Origin of the sequence: Pseudaquabacterium pictum, assembly GCF_005403045.1 — a bacterium.
Lineage (GTDB): Bacteria > Pseudomonadota > Gammaproteobacteria > Burkholderiales > Burkholderiaceae_C > Pseudaquabacterium > Pseudaquabacterium pictum.
The window spans coordinates 55,810-73,886 of the sequence record NZ_BJCL01000023.1 but is presented as its reverse complement, the minus strand read 5'-3'; the positions used below and the strand labels follow the sequence as shown (position 1 = coordinate 73,886).

At 69.3% G+C, this 18,077-nt stretch carries 16 protein-coding genes; 8 read left to right on the top strand and 8 right to left on the bottom strand.

The genetic code is table 11. The annotated features are described in order from the left end of the window. Positions 1 to 17 precede the first annotated feature (17 nt). A complete protein-coding gene (sucD, locus tag FFT10_RS25660) occupies positions 18 to 911 on the top strand; it encodes a succinate--CoA ligase subunit alpha (RefSeq protein WP_137735736.1) in 894 nt (297 codons plus the stop codon). On the opposite strand, the gene FFT10_RS25655 is transcribed toward sucD, so the two are convergent. Further along, positions 895 to 1,788 carry a LysR family transcriptional regulator gene (locus tag FFT10_RS25655; protein WP_137735735.1) on the bottom strand — a complete coding sequence of 298 codons (894 nt, stop codon included), beginning with the start codon at positions 1,786 to 1,788 and terminating at the stop codon, positions 895 to 897. The two genes, sucD and FFT10_RS25655, sit on opposite strands and share 17 nt — an antisense overlap. A 176-nt stretch (positions 1,789 to 1,964) precedes the next feature. Between FFT10_RS25655 and bla the strand changes: the two genes are divergently transcribed. Next, entirely contained in the window at positions 1,965 to 2,804 is an 840-nt protein-coding gene (gene bla / locus FFT10_RS25650; RefSeq protein ID WP_162520927.1) for a class A beta-lactamase, read from the top strand. 15 nt (positions 2,805 to 2,819) lie between these two features. On the opposite strand, the gene gltA is transcribed toward bla, so the two are convergent. The 7 genes from gltA to FFT10_RS25615 all read right to left on the bottom strand — a co-directional run bounded on the left by gltA (position 2,820) and on the right by FFT10_RS25615 (position 8,891). Continuing rightward, positions 2,820 to 4,130 (bottom strand): citrate synthase, encoded by a 1,311-nt coding sequence (gene gltA, locus FFT10_RS25645; RefSeq protein ID WP_137735733.1) that lies wholly within the window; start codon positions 4,128 to 4,130, stop codon positions 2,820 to 2,822. Between the two features lie 54 nt (positions 4,131 to 4,184). Next, positions 4,185 to 4,466 (bottom strand): FAD assembly factor SdhE, encoded by a 282-nt coding sequence (locus tag FFT10_RS25640; protein WP_137735732.1) that lies wholly within the window; start codon positions 4,464 to 4,466, stop codon positions 4,185 to 4,187. 47 nt (positions 4,467 to 4,513) lie between these two features. Next, a complete protein-coding gene (locus FFT10_RS25635; RefSeq protein WP_137735731.1) occupies positions 4,514 to 5,218 on the bottom strand; it encodes a succinate dehydrogenase iron-sulfur subunit in 705 nt (234 codons plus the stop codon). A 33-nt stretch (positions 5,219 to 5,251) separates the two neighbouring features. Continuing rightward, positions 5,252 to 7,063 carry a succinate dehydrogenase flavoprotein subunit gene (gene sdhA / locus FFT10_RS25630; RefSeq protein ID WP_137735730.1) on the bottom strand — a complete coding sequence of 604 codons (1,812 nt, stop codon included), beginning with the start codon at positions 7,061 to 7,063 and terminating at the stop codon, positions 5,252 to 5,254. 5 nt (positions 7,064 to 7,068) lie between these two features. Next, the gene (gene sdhD, locus FFT10_RS25625) at positions 7,069 to 7,431 is read right to left on the bottom strand and encodes a succinate dehydrogenase, hydrophobic membrane anchor protein (protein WP_137735729.1); all 363 of its coding nucleotides are present in this window, start codon (positions 7,429 to 7,431) and stop codon (positions 7,069 to 7,071) included. A gap of 44 nt (positions 7,432 to 7,475) precedes the next feature. Next, on the bottom strand, positions 7,476 to 7,913 hold the full coding sequence (gene sdhC, locus FFT10_RS25620; RefSeq protein WP_137735728.1) for a succinate dehydrogenase, cytochrome b556 subunit: 438 nt from the start codon (positions 7,911 to 7,913) through the stop codon (positions 7,476 to 7,478). Positions 7,914 to 8,027: 114 nt separating this feature from the next. Next, positions 8,028 to 8,891, bottom strand: a complete 864-nt coding sequence (locus FFT10_RS25615) for a GntR family transcriptional regulator (RefSeq protein ID WP_137735727.1) — start codon at positions 8,889 to 8,891, stop codon at positions 8,028 to 8,030. Positions 8,892 to 9,068: 177 nt separating this feature from the next. Here FFT10_RS25615 and FFT10_RS25610 point away from each other — a divergent pair, with 177 nt between their 5' ends. The 6 genes from FFT10_RS25610 (at position 9,069) to prsT (ending at position 18,023) form a co-directional block, all read left to right on the top strand. Next, a complete protein-coding gene (locus FFT10_RS25610; protein ID WP_137735726.1) occupies positions 9,069 to 10,055 on the top strand; it encodes a malate dehydrogenase in 987 nt (328 codons plus the stop codon). 87 nt (positions 10,056 to 10,142) lie between these two features. Continuing rightward, complete coding sequence (locus FFT10_RS25605) at positions 10,143 to 11,144, top strand: HpcH/HpaI aldolase/citrate lyase family protein (RefSeq protein ID WP_137735725.1); 1,002 nt, start codon at positions 10,143 to 10,145, stop codon at positions 11,142 to 11,144. A 53-nt stretch (positions 11,145 to 11,197) separates the two neighbouring features. Continuing rightward, positions 11,198 to 11,887, top strand: coding sequence for a hypothetical protein (locus FFT10_RS25600; protein WP_137735724.1), 690 nt, complete (start codon positions 11,198 to 11,200; stop codon positions 11,885 to 11,887). A 162-nt stretch (positions 11,888 to 12,049) separates the two neighbouring features. Next, entirely contained in the window at positions 12,050 to 12,184 is a 135-nt protein-coding gene (locus FFT10_RS28680) for a hypothetical protein (RefSeq protein WP_265575368.1), read from the top strand. Positions 12,185 to 12,445: 261 nt separating this feature from the next. Beyond that, positions 12,446 to 15,052 carry a bifunctional aconitate hydratase 2/2-methylisocitrate dehydratase gene (gene acnB / locus FFT10_RS25595; protein WP_137735723.1) on the top strand — a complete coding sequence of 869 codons (2,607 nt, stop codon included), beginning with the start codon at positions 12,446 to 12,448 and terminating at the stop codon, positions 15,050 to 15,052. A 181-nt stretch (positions 15,053 to 15,233) separates the two neighbouring features. Continuing rightward, positions 15,234 to 18,023, top strand: coding sequence for an XrtA/PEP-CTERM system TPR-repeat protein PrsT (gene prsT, locus FFT10_RS25590; protein ID WP_162520926.1), 2,790 nt, complete (start codon positions 15,234 to 15,236; stop codon positions 18,021 to 18,023). Positions 18,024 to 18,077 lie beyond the last annotated feature (54 nt).

Here is an 18,077-nt window from a genome sequence, read left to right as displayed (position 1 = left end):
AGCCCCGGAGAAGAACCATGAGCATCCTGATCAACAAAGACACCAAGGTCATCACCCAGGGCATCACCGGCAAGACCGGTCAGTTCCACACCCTGGGCTGCCAGGCCTATGCCAACGGCAAGGCGGCGTTCGTCGCGGGCGTGAACCCGAAGAAGGCCGGCGAGAAGTTCTCGGACATCCCGATCTACGCGAGCGTGAAGGAAGCTGCCAGCCAGACCGGCGCCACCGTCAGCGTGATCTACGTGCCGCCGGCGGGCGCCGCAGCGGCGATTTGGGAGGCCGTGGAAGCCGACCTGGATCTGGCGATCTGCATCACCGAAGGCATCCCAGTGCGCGACATGCTGGAAGTGCGCAACAAGATGAAGGCCAAGGAAGCGGCCGGCGGCAAGAAGACGCTGCTGCTGGGGCCGAACTGCCCGGGGCTGATCACGCCGGAAGAGATCAAGATCGGCATCATGCCGGGCCACATCCACCGCAAGGGCCGCATCGGCGTGGTCAGCCGCAGCGGCACGCTGACCTATGAGGCGGTGGCGCAGCTCACCGAGATCGGGCTGGGCCAGTCCAGCGCCGTGGGCATCGGCGGTGATCCGATCAACGGCCTGAAGCACATCGACGTGATGCAGGCCTTCAACGACGATCCGGACACCGATGCGGTGATCATGATCGGCGAGATCGGCGGGCCCGACGAGGCCGAGGCCGCGCGCTGGTGCAAGGCCAACATGAAGAAGCCGATCGTCGGCTTCATCGCCGGTGTGACCGCTCCTGCCGGCAAGCGCATGGGCCATGCCGGTGCGTTGATCAGCGGCGGCGCCGACACGGCCGACGCCAAGCTCGCCATCATGGAAGAGTGCGGCTTCACCATCACCCGCAACCCCAGCGAGATGGGCCGCCTGCTCAAGGGGCTGATCTGAGGCTGTCTTGCACCGCCGGATCGGCGCTGGCGGCCTGCAACCAGGACGAGAAGGCGCCCATCGCCGCGGTGACGCGGCGCGATGAGAGCTGCGTGAGCCAATAGCGGCCGGTGTCGATCTCGGTCGCAAACGGGCGCACCAGCCGCCCGCTGTCGAGCGCCTGGGAGAACAGCGTCGCGGGCAGCAAGGCCACGCCGGCGCCCTGGGCTGCCGCTTCGGCCAGCGCGAGCGATGTGTCGAAAACCAGGCCCCGCAGTGGCGGCGCCTGCAAGCCGACACCGGCAAACCAGGCGGGCCATTCAGCGGCACGGTAGGACCGCAGCAGCACCTCGCCGGCCAGGTCGGCCGGCTGCTGCAGTCGGCGCGCCAAGGCCGGCGCACACAAGGGCGTCAGCCGGGCAGGCATCAGGGGCACGGCATCGGTGCCATGCCAGTGGCCATCGCCAAAGCGCACCGCCTGGTCCAGCCCCTCTCCGGCCAGATCGACCCGGTTGTTGTGGGTGAACAGTCGCAGATCGACAAACGGGTGGGCCGCCTGGAACGCCGGCAGGCGCGGCAGGAGCCAGCCCACGGCAAACGTGGCCACCACGCCCACGCTCAGCGGCTCGCGCGGGCGGCCGTGGCGCAGGCTGCTCAAGGCGCCAGCCACCCGCTCGAAGGTCTCAGCCAGCATCGGCAGCAGGGCCTGGCCCTCGTCGGTGAGCGCGAGGCCACGTGGCAGCCGGCGGAACAACTGCACGCCGTAGCGCTGTTCCAGCTTGCGCACATGCTGGCTGACGGCCGTGGGCGTCAGGTGCAGTTCCTCGGCGGCGCGGGTGAAGTTGAGGTGGCGGGCCGCGGTCTCAAAGGCACGCAGCGCATTCAGCGGCAGATCCAAGGCGACACCGTCCGAAGTTTTAGTTGGGTCTGATCGCGATTCTTCGCGCTGGTCGTGACCGTGGGGTCACCCTAAGCTGGCGCCCGTCTCCACTCGATTCTCGTCACATGACCGCAAGACGCCAATTTTTGCACCACGGACTGCTGTGCGCCGGACTGCTCAGTCCACTGAAAAACTTGGCACTCGCCGCTGCGCCCGACGATGTCGCGCTGCCTCCTGGGCTGGCGCGCCGGCTGGCCGGCATCGAGCGCCGCAGCGGCGGCCGACTGGGGGTGATGGTGCTGCCCACCGGCGGGTCCGATCGCCCCTGGGGCTGGAACGCCGATGCACGTTTTCCGCTGTGCAGCAGCTTCAAGCTGCTGCTGGCCAGCATGGCCCTGCACGAGGTGGCCGGCGGCCGGCTGTCACTGGATGAACGTCTGCCCTTCACCCGGGCCAATTTGATCGACTGGTCGCCAGTGACCGACAGCGAGGCCGATCACGGTGCCGGCATGACCGTCGGCGCCCTGTGCGCGGCCACCCTGGCGACCAGCGACAACACGGCTGCCAACCTGGTGCTGGCCCGCCTGGGTGGACCGGCAGCCCTGACCGCCTACCTGCGCAGTCTGGGCGACACCGTCACCCGGCTGGACCGCAATGAGCCGGCGATGAACCGGCCGGGCGCCGATCCGCACTGGGACACCAGCTCACCGCGGGCCATGGCCACCACGGCGCAGGCGCTCATGCTGGGCACCGGCCTGCCGGCTCCCGAGCAGGCCCGGCTGCTGCGCTGGATGCGGGCGAGCGTGACCGGTGGGCGGCGCCTGCGCGCCGGCGCCGCCAGCGACTGGCAGGTGGTTACCAAGACGGGCACCAGCAACACCGACAGCATCGATGTCGGCGTGCTGTGGCCGGCCCGGCGTCCGCCCTTGGTGGTCGCGGCCTTCATCCGCGACAGCCAGGCGGATGGTGCGGTGCGCGACGCCTGCCTGGCCGACGTCGCGCGGCTGCTGCAGGCGCCGCCGCCCGCGGGCTGACGGCGACTCAGCCGATCAGCGCTGGGCCAGCGGCTTCACCTCACGCGGGGTGGAGCCGACGAACAGCTGGCGCGGGCGGCCGATCTTGTACTCCGGATCGCCGATCATCTCGTTGAGCTGGGCGATCCAGCCCACGGTGCGGGCCAGCGCGAAGATGGCGGTGAACAGGCTCACCGGGATGCCGATGGCGCGCTGCACGATGCCCGAGTAGAAGTCGACGTTCGGGTAGAGCTTGCGGCTGACGAAGTAGTCGTCTTCCAGCGCGATCTTCTCCAGGCTCATCGCCAGCTTGAACAGCGGGTCGTTCTCCAGTCCCAGGGCGCCCAGCACCTCGTGGCAGGTCTCGCGCATCAGCTTGGCGCGCGGGTCGTAATTCTTGTAGACCCGGTGGCCGAAGCCCATCAGCTTGACGTTGCTGTTCTTGTCCTTCACCTGCTTGATGAAGTCACCGATCTTCTCGACGCCGCCCATCTTCTGGATGTCCCCCAGCATGTTCAGGCAGGCCTCGTTGGCACCGCCGTGCGCCGGGCCCCACAGGCAGGCCACGCCGGCGGCGATGGCCGCGAACGGGTTGGTGCCCGACGAGCCGCACAGCCGCACCGTCGAGGTGCTGGCATTCTGCTCATGGTCGGCATGCAGGATGAAGATGCGGTCGAGCGCGCGCTCGATGACCGGGTTCACCTCGTAGTCCTCGCAGGGCGTGGCGAACATCATGTGCATGAAGTTGCCGGCGTACGAGAGCTTGTTCTTCGGGTACATGTACGGCTGGCCGGCCGAGTACTTGTACGCCATCGCCACCAGCGTGGGCATCTTGGCGATCAGGCGAATCGCCGCGATCTCGCGGTGCTGCGGGTTGTTGATGTCGGTGCTGTCGTGATAGAACGCCGACAGCGCACCCACCAGGCCGGTCATCACCGCCATCGGGTGGGCGTCGCGGCGGAAGCCGCGCAGGAAGAACTGCATCTGCTCGTTGACCATGGTGTGGTTGGTCACGCGGGCGGTGAAGTCCTTCTTCTGCTGGGCGTCGGGCAGGTCTCCGTACAGCAGCAGGTGGCAGGTCTCGAGGAAGTCGGCATGCACCGCCAGCTGCTCGATCGGGTAGCCGCGGTACAGCAGCTCGCCCTTGTCGCCGTCGATGTAGGTGATGGTGCTGTTGCACGACGCCGTGCTCAGGAAGCCCGGGTCGTAGGTGAACTTGCCGGTCTGGCCGTAGAGCTTGCGGATGTCGATGACGTCCGGGCCGATGCTGCCCTTGTAGATGGGCAGATCCATGCTCGGGCTGCCATCGGAGAACGACAGGGTGGCTTTCACGTCGGACGGGGTCATGGGGGCATTCCCTTTCTTGGTCAAGTTCTACGCAGGCAGCAGTTCAAATTGAGGTCACCTAGCACGCAACATGCCCAACACCTCGATCACGTCGGGGCGCGCCAGGTCGGCGCCGGGCTCCTTGCGGCACAGCAACAAATCCAGCAGATCGTTATCGGCCAGGTCCATCAGCACCTGAAGTCCATCGGCATGGCGCACCAGCAGGTGCGTGTCATGCCGCTGGAAGAAGCGCTCGATGAACAGGTCGTTTTCCAGCAAGCCACGCCGGCAGCGCCAGCGCAGCCGGCTGAGCTCGCGCTCGCCGAGGGGCTGGTCGCCATCGAGGGCAGTGTGCATGGGCAGGCTTGCAGCGGGCTGTCAGGGGCAGGCGGATGGCGGCGCGCTCAGACGGCGCGGCGCACCATCAGCTCCTTGATCTTGCCGATCGCCTTGGTGGGGTTCAGGCCCTTGGGACACACATCCACGCAGTTCATGATGGTGTGGCAGCGGAACAGCCGGTACGGGTCTTCCAGGTTGTCCAGGCGGCCGGCGGTGTCCTGGTCGCGGCTGTCGGCGATGAAGCGGTAGGCCTGCAGCAGGCCGGCCGGGCCGACGAACTTGTCCGGGTTCCACCAGAAGCTGGGGCAGCTGGTCGAGCAGCTGGCGCACAGGATGCACTCGTACAGGCCGTTGAGCTCCTCACGCTCTTCCGGCGACTGCAGGCGCTCCTTCTCGGGCGGGATGCTGTCGTTGACCAGATACGGCTTGATCGAGTTGTACTGCTTGAAGAACTGCGTCATGTCCACGATCAGGTCGCGGATGACCGGCAGGCCGGGCAGCGGCTTGAGCACCACGGTGCCCGGCAGGTCCCGCATGTTGGTCAGGCAGGCCAGGCCGTTCTTGCCGTTGATGTTCATCGCGTCCGAGCCGCACACGCCCTCGCGGCAGCTGCGGCGGAAGCTGATGGCCGGGTCGACCGACTTCAGCTTCATCAGCGCGTCCAGCAACATGCGTTCGCTGCCGTCGAGCTCGACGTCGATCGACTGCATGTAGGGCTTGGCGTCCTTGTCCGGGTCGTAGCGGTAGATCTGAAAGGTGCGCTTGGTCATGGTGCGGGTGTCCCGGGATTCAGAAGGTGCGGACTAGAACGTGCGGACTTTCGGCGGCACGCTGTCCACCGTCAGCGGCTTCAGGTTGACCGGCTTGTATTCCAGCCGGTTGCCCTGGCTGTACCACAGCGTGTGCTTCATCCACTCGGCGTCGTTGCGGCCCAGCGGGAACTGCGGATCGTCCGCGCCGCGCTCGTAGTCCTTGACCGTGTGGGCGCCGCGGCACTCGTGGCGGGCGGCGGCCGATTCGATGGTGGCTTGGGCCGACTCGATCAGGTTCTCCACTTCCAGCGCCTCGATGCGCGCGGTGTTGAAGACCTTGCTCTTGTCCTTGAGCGTGATGTTGGCCACGCGCTCGCGCAGCTTGGCCACTTCCACCGTGCCGGCGGTCATCAGCTCTTGCGTGCGGAACACCGCGGCATGCTTCTGCATGGTGTTGCGCAGGTCGTTGGCCACGTCCTGGGCGTATTCACCGCTGCTGCTGCCGTCCAGGCGGGCGATGCGCGACAGCGAGTAGTCGGCCGCATCGGCCGGCAGCGGCTTGTGCGCCTGGTCGGCCCGCTTGAAGGCATCGACGATGTGGTTGCCGGCCGCGCGGCCGAACACCAGCAGGTCGAGCAGCGAGTTGGTGCCCAGCCGGTTGGCGCCGTGCACGCTGACGCAGGAGCATTCGCCCACCGCATAGAGGCCATTGACCACCGCGTTCGGGTTGCCGTTCTTCGGCACCACCACCTGGCCGTGGATGTTGGTGGGGATGCCACCCATCTGGTAGTGGATGGTCGGCACCACCGGGATCGGCTCCTTGGTGATGTCGACGTTGGCGAAGTTGTGGCCGATCTCGAACACGCTGGGCAGGCGCTTCAGGATGGTGTCGCCGCCCAGGTGGGTCATGTCGAGGTTGATGTAGTCCTTGTTGGGACCACAGCCGCGACCTTCCTTGATCTCCTGGTCCATGCAGCGCGAGACGAAGTCGCGCGGCGCCAGGTCCTTCAGCGTGGGCGCATAGCGCTCCATGAAGCGCTCGCCGTTGACGTTGCGCAGGATCGCGCCTTCGCCGCGGCAGCCTTCGGTCAGCAGCACGCCCGCGCCGGCCACGCCGGTGGGGTGGAACTGCCAGAACTCCATGTCTTCCAGCGGGATGCCGGCACGCGCCGCCATGCCCAGGCCGTCGCCGGTGTTGATGAAGGCGTTGGTGCTGGCGGCGTAGATGCGGCCGGCGCCACCGGTGGCGAACAGCGTGGTCTTCGCTTCGAGGATGTAGACCTCGCCGGTCTCCATCTCGAGCGCGGTGACACCCAGCACGTCGCCTTCGCTGTCGCGGATCAGGTCCAGCGCCATCCACTCGACGAAGAACTGGGTGCGCGCCTTCACGTTCTGCTGGTACAGCGTGTGCAGCATCGCGTGGCCGGTGCGGTCGGCGGCGGCGCAGGCGCGCTGCACCGGCTTCTCGCCATAGTTGGCGGTGTGGCCACCGAACGGGCGCTGGTAGATGGTGCCGTCGGCATTGCGGTCGAACGGCATGCCGAAGTGCTCAAGCTCGTAGACGACCTTTGGCGCCTCGCGGCACATGAACTCGATGGCGTCCTGGTCGCCCAGCCAGTCACTGCCCTTGACGGTGTCGTAGAAGTGGTAGTGCCAGTTGTCCTCGCTCATGTTGCCCAGCGAGGCACCGATGCCGCCCTGTGCGGCCACGGTGTGGCTGCGGGTGGGGAACACCTTGGACAGCACCGCCACGTTCAGCCCGGCACGTGCCAGCTGCAGCGATGCCCGCATGCCGGAGCCACCGGCACCGACGATGACCACGTCGAAGCGACGACGCGGAACGCTTGTCTTGATCTCAGCCATGAATCTCAGAGCCTCCAGAGCACTTGCACGGCCCAGCCGGCGCAGCCCACCAGCCAGACCATGGTGAACACCTGGGCCAGCAGGCGCACGCCCACCGGCTTGATGTAGTCCATCCACACGTCACGCATGCCCACCCAGGCATGCCAGGCCAGTGCCACGACGACCACGAACGTCAGCACCTTCATCCACTGGCGCGAGAAGATGCCCGCCCAGCTGTCATACCCGATCGGGCCGCCGAAGATCACCTGCAGCAGCAGGGCCAGCGTGAACAGTGCCATCAGCACCGCCGTGACACGCTGGCTCAGCCAGTCCCGGAAACCGTAATGCGCGCCCACGACCAGGCGCTTCGAACCGTAATTGACGGCCATGTTGTTGTGTGCCTCGAAGAGAAATACCCGACGCGTGCGCCGGGTCAGAACAGCCCGAACAGCTTGGCGCCCAGCGCCACGGTCAGCAGGATGCTGATGGCGAAGGTGGCCACGGCCGACGAATGGCCCTGCTGCTTGGTGACGCTGTGGGTGGCGTCCATCCAAAGGTGGCGCAGGCCGGCCACGGCGTGGTGCAGGTAGGCCCAGATCAGCGCCAGGGCGATCAGCTTGATGACGAAGCCCGGCACGAAGCCGATGCCGGCGACAAAGGCGCTGGTGAAGCCGTCGTACGACACCTCCGACGACACGCTGGCATCGAACATCCACACGATGAACGGCAGCAGGAAGAACATCATCATGCCGCTGGCGCGGTGCAGGATGGACACCAGCGCCGCCAGCGGCAGGCGGTACTGCAGCGCCTCGATCAGGCGCATGTTGGCGCCGGGGCGCGCGACGGGCCGTGGTTTGGAAAGTTCTGCCATGTGTGTGGTCTTGTGTAATCCGGGTGAAACCCCAAGAGTTTATTGCAACGCACCAGGCTGACTCGGAGCTTTTGGCGACATCCGCCCGCCCGGCGCCGTCATCTGGCGGCAACTTCAATTCAGTTCATTGCGGTAGAAGTGCTGCTCGGTGTTGTACAGGCCGCGGCGCAGTTCCACCGGCTTGTCGCCATAGGTGAACGACAGCCGCTCCACGCTCAGCAACGGAAAGCCCGGCGCCACCGCCAGCAGCGGGGCACTGGCCGCGTCGGCCGCCAGCGCGCGGATCTTCTCCTCGGCACGGATCATGCGCACGCCGAATTCGGCCTCGAACATGCCGTACATCGGGCCTTTGTAGTCGGCCAGGCGTTCGGCGGTGAGGCCCTTGAACAGCGCGCCGGGCAGCCAGATCTCGTCGAGCACCACCGGCTTGCCGTCCGCCGCAGGGCCGCCCCAAGGCGGCGGGCTCCCCTCGGGGGACGGGCGGCGCACTGCGCCGCCCTGGGGGCCGTCGCTTGGCGCCAGCAGCAGGCGGCGCAGCTGCACCACGGCATCGCCGCTCTTGCAGTCGAGCATGCGGGCCACGTCGGCCGGGGCGCGGGTGCGGCGGCAGTCCAGCAGCCGGCGGGCCATGCCGCGGTCGCTGCCGGCGTCGGGCATCAGCCGCAGGAAGCGGTACTGGATCTGCTGCTCGGCATGGGTGGCCACGAAGGTGCCCTTGCCCTGGCGGCGCACCAGCAGGTTGTCGGCGGCCAGTTCGTCGATGGCCTTGCGCACCGTGCCCTGGCTGACCTTGAAGCGCGCGGCCAGGTCCAGCTCGCTGGGGATGGACTCACCGGGCTTCCACACCCCGGCCTGCAGCTCGCGGGTGATCAGACCCTTGATCTGCTGGTACAGCGGGCTGAACGCCGGGGCGGCATCGGCCGCGTCGGTGGCCGCCAGGGCGGCAGCAGCGGCGGTCGATGGCAGGGCGGCAGGCATGGTGCGGCATTGCAGCACAAAGCCCGCCGGCTCGTCCATCGAATGCTGACAGATGTCTTATAGAAGACATAAGACCTTTGACAACATGGGTGGGAACCCCTATATTGCCGCGCCGCTGGCTACACTGCCGTGCCGTCCGCGATCGCCAGAATCCGTCCCAACTCCCTGGAGCCCACCATGAGCAAGAAGCCCGTCCGCGTGGCTGTCACCGGCGCCGCCGGTCAGATCGGTTACGCCCTGCTGTTCCGCATCGCCTCCGGCGAGATGCTGGGCAAGGACCAGCCCGTGATCCTGCAGCTGCTGGAAGTGCCGGTCGAGAAGGCCCAGGAAGCGCTGAAGGGCGTGATGATGGAGCTCGACGACTGCGCCTTCCCGCTGCTGGCCGGCATGGAAGCCCACAGCGACCCGATGACCGCCTTCAAGGACACCGACTACGCCCTGCTGGTCGGCGCCCGCCCGCGCGGCCCCGGCATGGAGCGTGCCGACCTGCTGGCCGCCAACGCCCAGATCTTCACCGCCCAGGGCAAGGCACTGAACGCCGTGGCCAGCCGCAACGTCAAGGTGCTGGTGGTGGGTAACCCGGCCAACACCAATGCCTACATCGCGATGAAGTCGGCCCCCGATCTGCCGGCCAAGAACTTCACCGCCATGCTGCGCCTGGACCACAACCGCGCGCTCAGCCAGATCGCCGCCAAGACCGGCAAGCCGGTGGCCAGCATCCAGAAGCTGGCGGTGTGGGGCAACCACTCGCCCACCATGTACGCCGACTACCGCTTCGCCACCATCGACGGCGCCTCGGTCAAGGACATGATCAACGACCAGGTCTGGAATGCCGAGACCTTCCTGCCCACCGTGGGCAAGCGCGGCGCGGCCATCATCGCCGCCCGGGGCGTGTCGTCGGCTGCCTCGGCCGCCAACGCCGCCATCGACCACATGCGCGACTGGGCCCTGGGCACCAACGGCGGCTGGGTCACCATGGGCGTGCCCAGCAAGGGTGAGTACGGCATCCCCAAGGAGGTGATGTTCGGCTACCCGGTGACCTGCGCCAACGGCGAATACAGCATCGTCGAAGGCCTGCCGATCGACGCCTTCAGCCAGGAGTGCATCAACAAGACCCTGGCCGAGCTGCAGGGCGAGCAGGACGGCGTGAAGCACCTTCTGTAACCACTGCACCGGCCCGCTGCGGGCCGTGCCACCGGGGCTGTGCGGCATCATGTCGGCAGCTCCGTTTTTCTTTCCGCCATCCGCGCCATGCCCCTGCTGCCCAGCCAAGCCCTGATCGACGAGGGCGACCCGCCTGCCGACCTGCCGGTGTGCGACCACTACTGCGGCACCGAGGCCCGCATGCGCAAGGCGCTGGCGCTGCAGGCCGAACTGGGCCCGGTGTTCGACATCACGCTGGATTGCGAGGACGGCGCCCCCATCGGCGCCGAGGCCGAACATGCCCGGCTGTGTGCCGACCTGGCGCTGTCGGCCGACAACCGCTTCGGCCGCGTCGGCGCGCGGGTGCATCCAGTCGACCACCCGGCCTTCCAGGATGACGTCGACACCCTGGTCGGCCGCGCCGGCGACCGGCTGGCCTACCTGATGGTGCCCAAGCCGCGGCACCTGGCCGACCTGCAGCAGGCCATCGCCCACATCGAACATGCTGCCCGGGTGCACGGCCGCGGCGCCGCGCTGCCGGTGCATGCGCTGGTCGAGACCCACGGCGCCCTGCGCGACGTGCAGGCCCTGGCTGCCCTGCCCCGGGTGCAGAGCCTGAGCTTCGGGCTGATGGACTTTGTCAGCGCCCACCGCGGCGCGATTCCGCAGGCGGCGATGGGCGTGCCGGGGCAGTTCGAGCACCCGCTGGTGGTGCGCGCCAAGCTGGAGATCGCCGCCGCCTGCCATGGTGCGGGCAAGGTGCCGTCGCACTGCGTGGTGACCGAGTTCAAGGACGAAGCCGCCATCGCCGCCGCCGCCCGCCGCGCCGCGCGTGAATTCGGCTACAACCGCATGTGGAGCATCCACCCGTCGCAGATCGGCCCGATCGTCGAGGCCTTCTCGCCCAGCGTGGCCGAGGTGGACGCCGCCATCGCCATCCTGCTGGCCGCCCAGGCCGCCGACTGGGCGCCGATTCGCCACCAGGATGTGCTGCACGACCGCGCCAGCTACCGCTATTTCTGGCAGGTGATCGGCCGCGCCCGCCGCACCGGCCAGCCGCTGCCGGCCGAAGCGCTGCTGGCCTTCTACGGCGATGGCGCGCTGGCCTGAGCACCGGCCGCCCCCATCGCCCGCCGCCCCACCCTGTTGCCGATCCGTTGCCCATGCCGCTGCATCCCCTGTGTACCGCTGCGCTGACCAGTGCCGCCCTGCTGCTTGGCAGCACCGCCCTGGCCAACACGCCCGTCAAGCCGTCCGCCAAGCCGGTCGCGAAACCCGCGGCCAAGCCGCCCACGAAGGCGCCCGCCAGGCCGGCTGCCGGCATCACCCGGCAGCAGGCCGGCAGCACCGCCAAGGGCCTGGCCCTGGCCACGCAGACGGTGGAGGCGATCAGCGCCGGCCAGCTCGACGTGGCCGCGCGGGTGCTGACCGGCACGGCCGACTGTGAATTCAACCAGCGGGTGGTGGTGCAGCCGATGGCTGCCCAGGCCGGGTACTTCACCGTCAGCCACCAGGGCAAGCACTACCGCATGCTGCCGCGCGAGACCACCACCGGCGCCGTGCGGCTCGAAGATCCGGACAACGGCATCGTCTGGCTGCAGATCCCGGCGAAATCGATGCTGATGAACGCCCGGCGCGGCCAGCGCATGGTCGATGGCTGCATGCATGCCGAGCAGCATGCGGCGGTGGCCGCCGCCACCGCTGCCGGCGCGGCCCAGGGCATCGGCATCGTGGCGCCGGCACCGGTGGCCGCGCCCGCAGCCAGCGCCGCATCGGCGCCAGCGTCGGAGGCCGCCATGCCTGTGGCGCCCGTCACGCCACCCGCTGACGTGGCGCCACCGCCCACACGCTGAGCGCCACGCCGGCCTCAAGCCGGCGACGCGTTGGCCGATATCCCCATCGATCCGGGGCCATCCGGGTCGGCCCCGGCGGCTTGACATGGATCATGTATGCTGCGCCGCAGCATGCCATGGCAGCCGCTGCGGCCTGCGTCTCAACCCTGACCCATCCTCCCCATGATCAACGTGATTCTTGCTCTCGTGCCGCTGCTGTTTGCCACCGGCTCCCTGGTGTGGCTGATGACCAGCGGTGCCAAGGCCCAGGCCCGCTCGGACGCCTATGCCGAACAGTGGATGCGCGACAACGCCTGAGCCAGCGCGCCGGGCCCGGCCACCGTGCCCGCCCACCCGGCCCTGACCGCCAGCCCGCCACCGAGCGGGCTTTTTTGCGCCCCGCTGCGCCACAATCAGCCGGCTGCGCTGCTGCACTGCAAAAAGCGCTTGGCAAGTCTTATATAAGACATAAAATATGGGATTAACCCGTAGGCTGCACGCAGACCGCCAACGCGCCGCCACGGTTGTCCGAATCCACTGTCCGACCTGTTTCTCCACCGTTCCACAGGAGCCCACGACATGCTGCAAGCCTATCGCCAACACACGGCCGAACGCGCCGCCCTCGGCATCCCGCCGCTGCCGCTGTCGGCCTCGCAGACGGCCGAGCTGATCGAGCTGATCAAGGCACCGCCGGCCGGCGAGGACGCCTTCCTGCTGGACCTGCTGACCCACCGCGTGCCGCCGGGCGTGGACGATGCGGCCAAGGTCAAGGCCAGTTTCCTGGCCGCGGTGGCGCATGGTGACCTGGCCGTGGGCCTGATCTCCAAGGCCAAGGCCACCGAGCTGCTGGGCACCATGGTGGGCGGCTACAACGTGCATCCGCTGATCGAGCTTCTCGACGATGCCGAGGTGGCCAGCGTGGCCGCCGCCGCCCTGAAGAAGACGCTGCTGATGTTCGACTTCTTCAACGACGTGGCCGACAAGGCCAAGGCCGGCAATGCCAAGGCCCAAGAGGTGATGCAGAGCTGGGCCGACGCCGAGTGGTTCACCACCCGCCCTGAAGTCGCCAAGACCATCACCGTCACCGTCTTCAAGGTGCCCGGCGAGACCAACACCGACGACCTGAGCCCCGCGCCCGACGCCTGGAGCCGCCCCGACATCCCGCTGCACTACCTGGCGATGCTGAAGAACACGCGCGAGGGCGCGGCCTTCAAGCCCGAGGAAGACGGCAAGCGTGGCCCGATGCAGTTCATCGAGGACCTGAAGAAGAACGGCCACCTGGTGGCCTACGTGGGCGACGTGGTGGGCACCGGCTCCAGCCGCAAGAGCGCCACCAACAGCGTCATCTGGGCCACCGGCCAGGACATCCCGTTCGTGCCGAACAAGCGCTTCGGCGGTGTCACCCTGGGCGGCAAGATCGCCCCGATCTTCTTCAACACGCAGGAAGACTCGGGCGCCCTGCCGATCGAGGTGGACGTGGGCGGCCTGGAGATGGGCGATGTCATCGACATCCACCCCTACGACGGCAAGATCACCAAGGGCGGGCAGCTGGTCACCACCTTCCAGCTTCGCAGCGACGTGCTGTTCGACGAAGTGCGCGCCGGCGGCCGCATCAACCTGATCATCGGCCGCAGCCTCACCGCCAAGGCGCGTGAATTCCTCGGCCTGCCGGCCAGCACCGTGTTCCGCCTGCCGCAGCCGCCGGCCGCCACCCAGGCCGGCTTCACGCTAGCGCAGAAGATGGTCGGCCGCGCCGTTGGCCTGCCCGAGGGCCAGGGCGTGCGCCCGGGCACCTACTGCGAGCCCAAGATGACCACCGTGGGCAGCCAGGACACCACCGGCCCGATGACGCGGGATGAACTGAAGGACCTGGCCTGCCTGGGATTCAGCGCCGACCTGGTGATGCAGAGCTTCTGCCACACCGCCGCCTACCCCAAGCCGGTGGACGTGAAGACCCACCGCGAGCTGCCCAGCTTCATCAGCAACCGCGGCGGCGTCAGCCTGCGCCCGGGCGACGGCGTGATCCACAGCTGGCTGAACCGCCTGCTGCTGCCCGACACCGTGGGCACCGGCGGCGACAGCCACACCCGCTTCCCGATCGGCATCAGCTTCCCGGCCGGCTCGGGCCTGGTGGCCTTCGGCGCGGCCACCGGCGTGATGCCGCTGGACATGCCCGAGAGCGTGCTGGTGCGCTACAAGGGCACGATGCAGCCCGGCGTCACCCTGCGTGACCTGGTGCATGCCATCCCGCTGTACGCCATCAAGGCCGGCCTGCTGACCGTGGCCAAGGCCGGCAAGAAGAACGTGTTCAGCGGCCGCATCCTCGAGATCGAGGGCCTGCCCGACCTGAAGGTGGAACAGGCCTTCGAGCTGAGCGACGCCAGCGCCGAGCGCAGCGCCGCCGGCTGCACGATCAAGCTCAACAAGGAGCCGATCATCGAGTACCTGCGCAGCAACGTGGTGCTGATGAAGAACATGATCGCCGACGGCTACCAGGACGCCAAGACCCTGCGCCGCCGCATCGAGAAGGTGGAAGCCTGGCTGGCCAACCCGACGCTGCTGGAGCCCGATGCCGACGCCGAATACGCCGCCGTCATCGAGATCGACCTGAACGAGCTGAAGGAGCCGGTGGTCTGCTGCCCGAACGACCCGGACGACGCCAAGCTGCTGTCCGAGGTGGCCGGCACCAAGATCGACGAGGCCTTCATCGGCTCGTGCATGACCAACATCGGCCACTTCCGCGCCGCCGCCAAGCTGCTGGGCGGCCAGCGCGACATCCCGGTCAAGCTGTGGGTGGCCCCGCCCACCAAGATGGACCAGAGCGAGCTGATCAAGGAAGGCCATTACGCCGCCTTTGGCACCGCCGGTGCGCGCACCGAGATGCCCGGCTGCAGCCTGTGCATGGGCAACCAGGCCCAGGTGCGTGAAGGCGCCACCGTGGTCTCCACCAGCACCCGCAACTTCCCCAACCGCCTGGGCAAGAACACCAATGTGTTCCTGGCCTCGGCCGAGCTGGCCGCCATCGCCAGCAAGATGGGCAAGCTGCCCACCGTGGCCGAGTACCAGGAAGCCATGGGCGTGGTGAACAAGGACGGCGCGGCGATCTACAAGTACCTGAACTTCGACCAGATCCCCGAGTACGCCGAAAACGCCGACAACGCCAAGGGCACCGTGGCGTCCTGCTGAGCCCCGTCGGCAGGCTGGAGGGCAGCGGCCCGCCCGGGCAACCGGGCGGGCCGCTGCGTTTGGTGGCTGCCGCGTGCAGGCTGCACGGATGGGCCTGCCACCCCTGCAGGTGGTGGGGTGGCGGCAGACGCGCGCCGACATAATCTCGCGCCTTTCGCACCGCCCGCCCGAGGATCCGCCCGTGCCCACCTGCCGCCATCCGCTTGCCATCGCCTGCCTGCTGGCGGCGCTGGCCCTGGCGGGCTGCGGCAAGCAGGAGCAGGCCGCCATCGCCAAGGTGCGGGCGCGCGCCGCCACTGCCAGCGTCGAGGTGCAGCGCACCGACCTGAAGAACCTGGTCCAGGCCTATCCGAAGTCGGGCGTGGCCCGGCTGCTGCTGGGCGAGCGCCTGCTGGCCGATGGCGACGGCGCCGCCGCGGCCATCGAACTGCAGCGGGCGCTGGAGTACGGCGCCCACGAGGACCAGGCCCTGCCGGTGCTGGCCGAGGCCCTGCTGCAGAGCGGCCAGCACGGCCGGGTCGGCCAGGCCTTCGGCCAGACCCGCCTGGCCGACCCGGCGGCCCAGGCCCGGCTGATGGCAGCGGTGGCCGGCGCCGAGCTGGCGATGGGCAACCTGCCCGGTGCACAGACCGCTGTCGATCTGGCGCTGCAGGCCGCGCCGCAGGCGCCGCAGGCGCTGCTGGCACAGGCCCGGCTGGCGGCCCTGGACAAGCAGGTGCCCAAGGCCGTCGGCCTGGCCGAAGCGGTGGCAGCCAGCCACCCCGGCCTGGCCGAGGCCTGGGTGCTGCTGGGCGACCTGCACCTGCGCCAGCCCGGTGGCCAGGCCGCGGCGCGCCAGGCCTTCGAGAAGGCGGTGGCTGCCGGCGCCGACCTGGTGGCACCGCGCATGGCGCTGATGTCGCTGCATGTGGCCGAGGGCGACCTGCCAGGCGCCAAGGCGCACCTGGCGGCACTGCAGCAGCGCGCCGCACGCAACATCAACACCGTGATGGCCGACGGCCAGCTGGCCTTCGTGGCCGGCGAGCATGCACGGGCGCGCGAAGTCTTCCAGGGTCTGCTGCGGGTGCTGCCCGACAACGTGGCGCTGCTGCTGACCGCTGGCGAGAACGAGCTGATGATGGGCTCGCCCCAGCAGGCCGAGGCGCACTTCGCCAAGGCCGCGGCGCTGGCGCCGGGCAACCCGGTGGCGCGCCGCCAGCTGGCCAAGGCCCAGCTGCGGCTGGGCCAGCTGCCCAAGGCCCTGGCCACGCTGTCTCCGCTGGTCGACCGGCCCGACGCCAGCGCCGAGGTGCTGGCCATGGCCGCCGAGGCACGCATGCTCAACGGCGAGCACCGCGCCGCCCAGGCGCTGTACGACCGCCTGGCCACATTGAAGCCCACCGACCCGCGGCTGCGCACCCTGGTGGCCAACGCCGCCTTCGGCCGCAGCGACGACGCCCAGGTGTTCCACGAGCTGCGCAGCATCGCCAGCCAGGACAGCGGCAGCACCGCCGACCTGGCCCTGGTCAGTGCCCACCTGGCCCGCGGCCAGCCCGACGCCGCGCTGAAGGCCCTGGCCACGCTGGAGCGCAAGCAGCCCAGGGACCCCAGCCCGCCGACCCTGCGTGGCCAGGTGCTGGCCGGCATCGGCCGCAACGCCGAGGCGCGACAGAGCTTCGAGGCCGCGCTGGCGGTCAGCCCGGCCTACTTTCCGCCACTGGCCGCGCTGGCCGCACTGGATGTGCGTGAAGGCCAGGCCGAGCGGGCCCGCCAGCGTTTTGCCGACGTGGTCCGCGCGCAGCCGAAGAACGCCACCGCCATGCTGGCCCTGGCCGAGGTGCTGGCCCGCCAGGGCGCACCTGCGGCCACGGTGCAGGCGCAGCTGGATGCCGCCATCGCCGCTGCGCCGGGCGACGTGGCGGCGCGGGTGGCGCTGGTCAACCACCATGCCACCCAGGGCCGGGCCGAGGCCGCGCTGGCTGCGGCCCAGACGGCCGAGGCCGCCCTGCCCGACAACATGGAGCTGCTGGCCCTGCTGGCCCGCTGCCAGCTGCGCCTGGGCCAGACCAGCCAGGCCCTGACCAGCTTCGGCAAGATGGTCACGCTGCAGCCACGGTCGCCGCAGGGCCATGTGGGCATGGCCGAGGCCTACCTGGCCGCCGGCCAGCCCGAGATGGCCCAGCGCAGCAGCCAGCGCGCGCTGGAACTGGCGCCCGCGCTGCTGGAGGCGCGGGTGCAGGCCATCCTGGTGGCCCTGGCGCTGCAGCAGTCCGACAAGGCCCTGGCCCTGGCGCGCAAGGTGCAGGCCGAGCAGCCGGGCGATGCGGTGGGCCACCTGCTGGAAGGCGAGGTGCTGGCCCGGCAAGGCCAGTGGGCCGGCGCGGCGGCGGCGCTGCGCCAGGCGCTGACGCGGCAGTCGCCCGGCGCCGCGTCGGTGCGGCTGTACCAGGTGCTGGCCCAGGGCGAGCGACCGGCCGAGGCCGAGGCCTTTGCCGCGCAGTGGCTGCGCAGCCACCCCGGCGATGTGCCGCTGCTGTTTGCGATGGCCGCCGCCGCCCAGGTCCACGGCGACCTCGCCGCCGCCCAGAAGCACTATGAACGCCTGTTGACGGTGCAGGCCGACCATGCGCTGGCGCTCAACAACCTGGCCATGGTGCGGCTGCAACTGAAGCAGCCCGGCGCACGCGGCCTGGCCGAACGGGCGGTGGCCGCGGCACCGCAGAACGCCGACCTGCTGGACACCCTGGCCCAGGCCCAGGCGGCCGAGGGCCAGTTCGACACCGCCGCCACCACCCAGCGCGCCGCCGTGGCCGCGGCGCCGCAGGCCCCGGCACTGCGGCTGACGCTGGCGCGCATCCTGTTGCAGGGCGGCGAGCGGGCCAAGGCCAAGGCCGAGCTCGACCGGCTGGCCGCGCTGGGCGACGGCTTCGGCCAGCAGGCTGAAGTGCGCCAGCTGCTGCAGACGCTGGGGCCGTCGCTGCCCGGTCGCTGATTGCCGCGCAGCGGCAGCGGTCGCCGATCCCGCGGCACACTCGGGGCACCACTG

Excerpts from the sequence above, each read along its gene's own strand:
- sucD (WP_137735736.1), top strand. The coding sequence starts at position 18 with ATGAGCATCCTGATCAACAAAGACACCAAGGTCATCACCCAGGGCATC.
- gltA (WP_137735733.1), bottom strand. The coding sequence starts at position 4,130 with ATGACCCCGTCCGACGTGAAAGCCACCCTGTCGTTCTCCGATGGCAGC.
- FFT10_RS25640 (WP_137735732.1), bottom strand. The coding sequence starts at position 4,466 with ATGCACACTGCCCTCGATGGCGACCAGCCCCTCGGCGAGCGCGAGCTC.
- FFT10_RS25635 (WP_137735731.1), bottom strand. The coding sequence starts at position 5,218 with ATGACCAAGCGCACCTTTCAGATCTACCGCTACGACCCGGACAAGGAC.
- sdhA (WP_137735730.1), bottom strand. The coding sequence starts at position 7,063 with ATGGCTGAGATCAAGACAAGCGTTCCGCGTCGTCGCTTCGACGTGGTC.
- sdhD (WP_137735729.1), bottom strand. The coding sequence starts at position 7,431 with ATGGCCGTCAATTACGGTTCGAAGCGCCTGGTCGTGGGCGCGCATTAC.
- sdhC (WP_137735728.1), bottom strand. The coding sequence starts at position 7,913 with ATGGCAGAACTTTCCAAACCACGGCCCGTCGCGCGCCCCGGCGCCAAC.
- FFT10_RS25615 (WP_137735727.1), bottom strand. The coding sequence starts at position 8,891 with ATGCCTGCCGCCCTGCCATCGACCGCCGCTGCTGCCGCCCTGGCGGCC.
- FFT10_RS25610 (WP_137735726.1), top strand. The coding sequence starts at position 9,069 with ATGAGCAAGAAGCCCGTCCGCGTGGCTGTCACCGGCGCCGCCGGTCAG.
- FFT10_RS25605 (WP_137735725.1), top strand. The coding sequence starts at position 10,143 with ATGCCCCTGCTGCCCAGCCAAGCCCTGATCGACGAGGGCGACCCGCCT.
- FFT10_RS25600 (WP_137735724.1), top strand. The coding sequence starts at position 11,198 with ATGCCGCTGCATCCCCTGTGTACCGCTGCGCTGACCAGTGCCGCCCTG.
- FFT10_RS28680 (WP_265575368.1), top strand. The coding sequence starts at position 12,050 with ATGATCAACGTGATTCTTGCTCTCGTGCCGCTGCTGTTTGCCACCGGC.
- acnB (WP_137735723.1), top strand. The coding sequence starts at position 12,446 with ATGCTGCAAGCCTATCGCCAACACACGGCCGAACGCGCCGCCCTCGGC.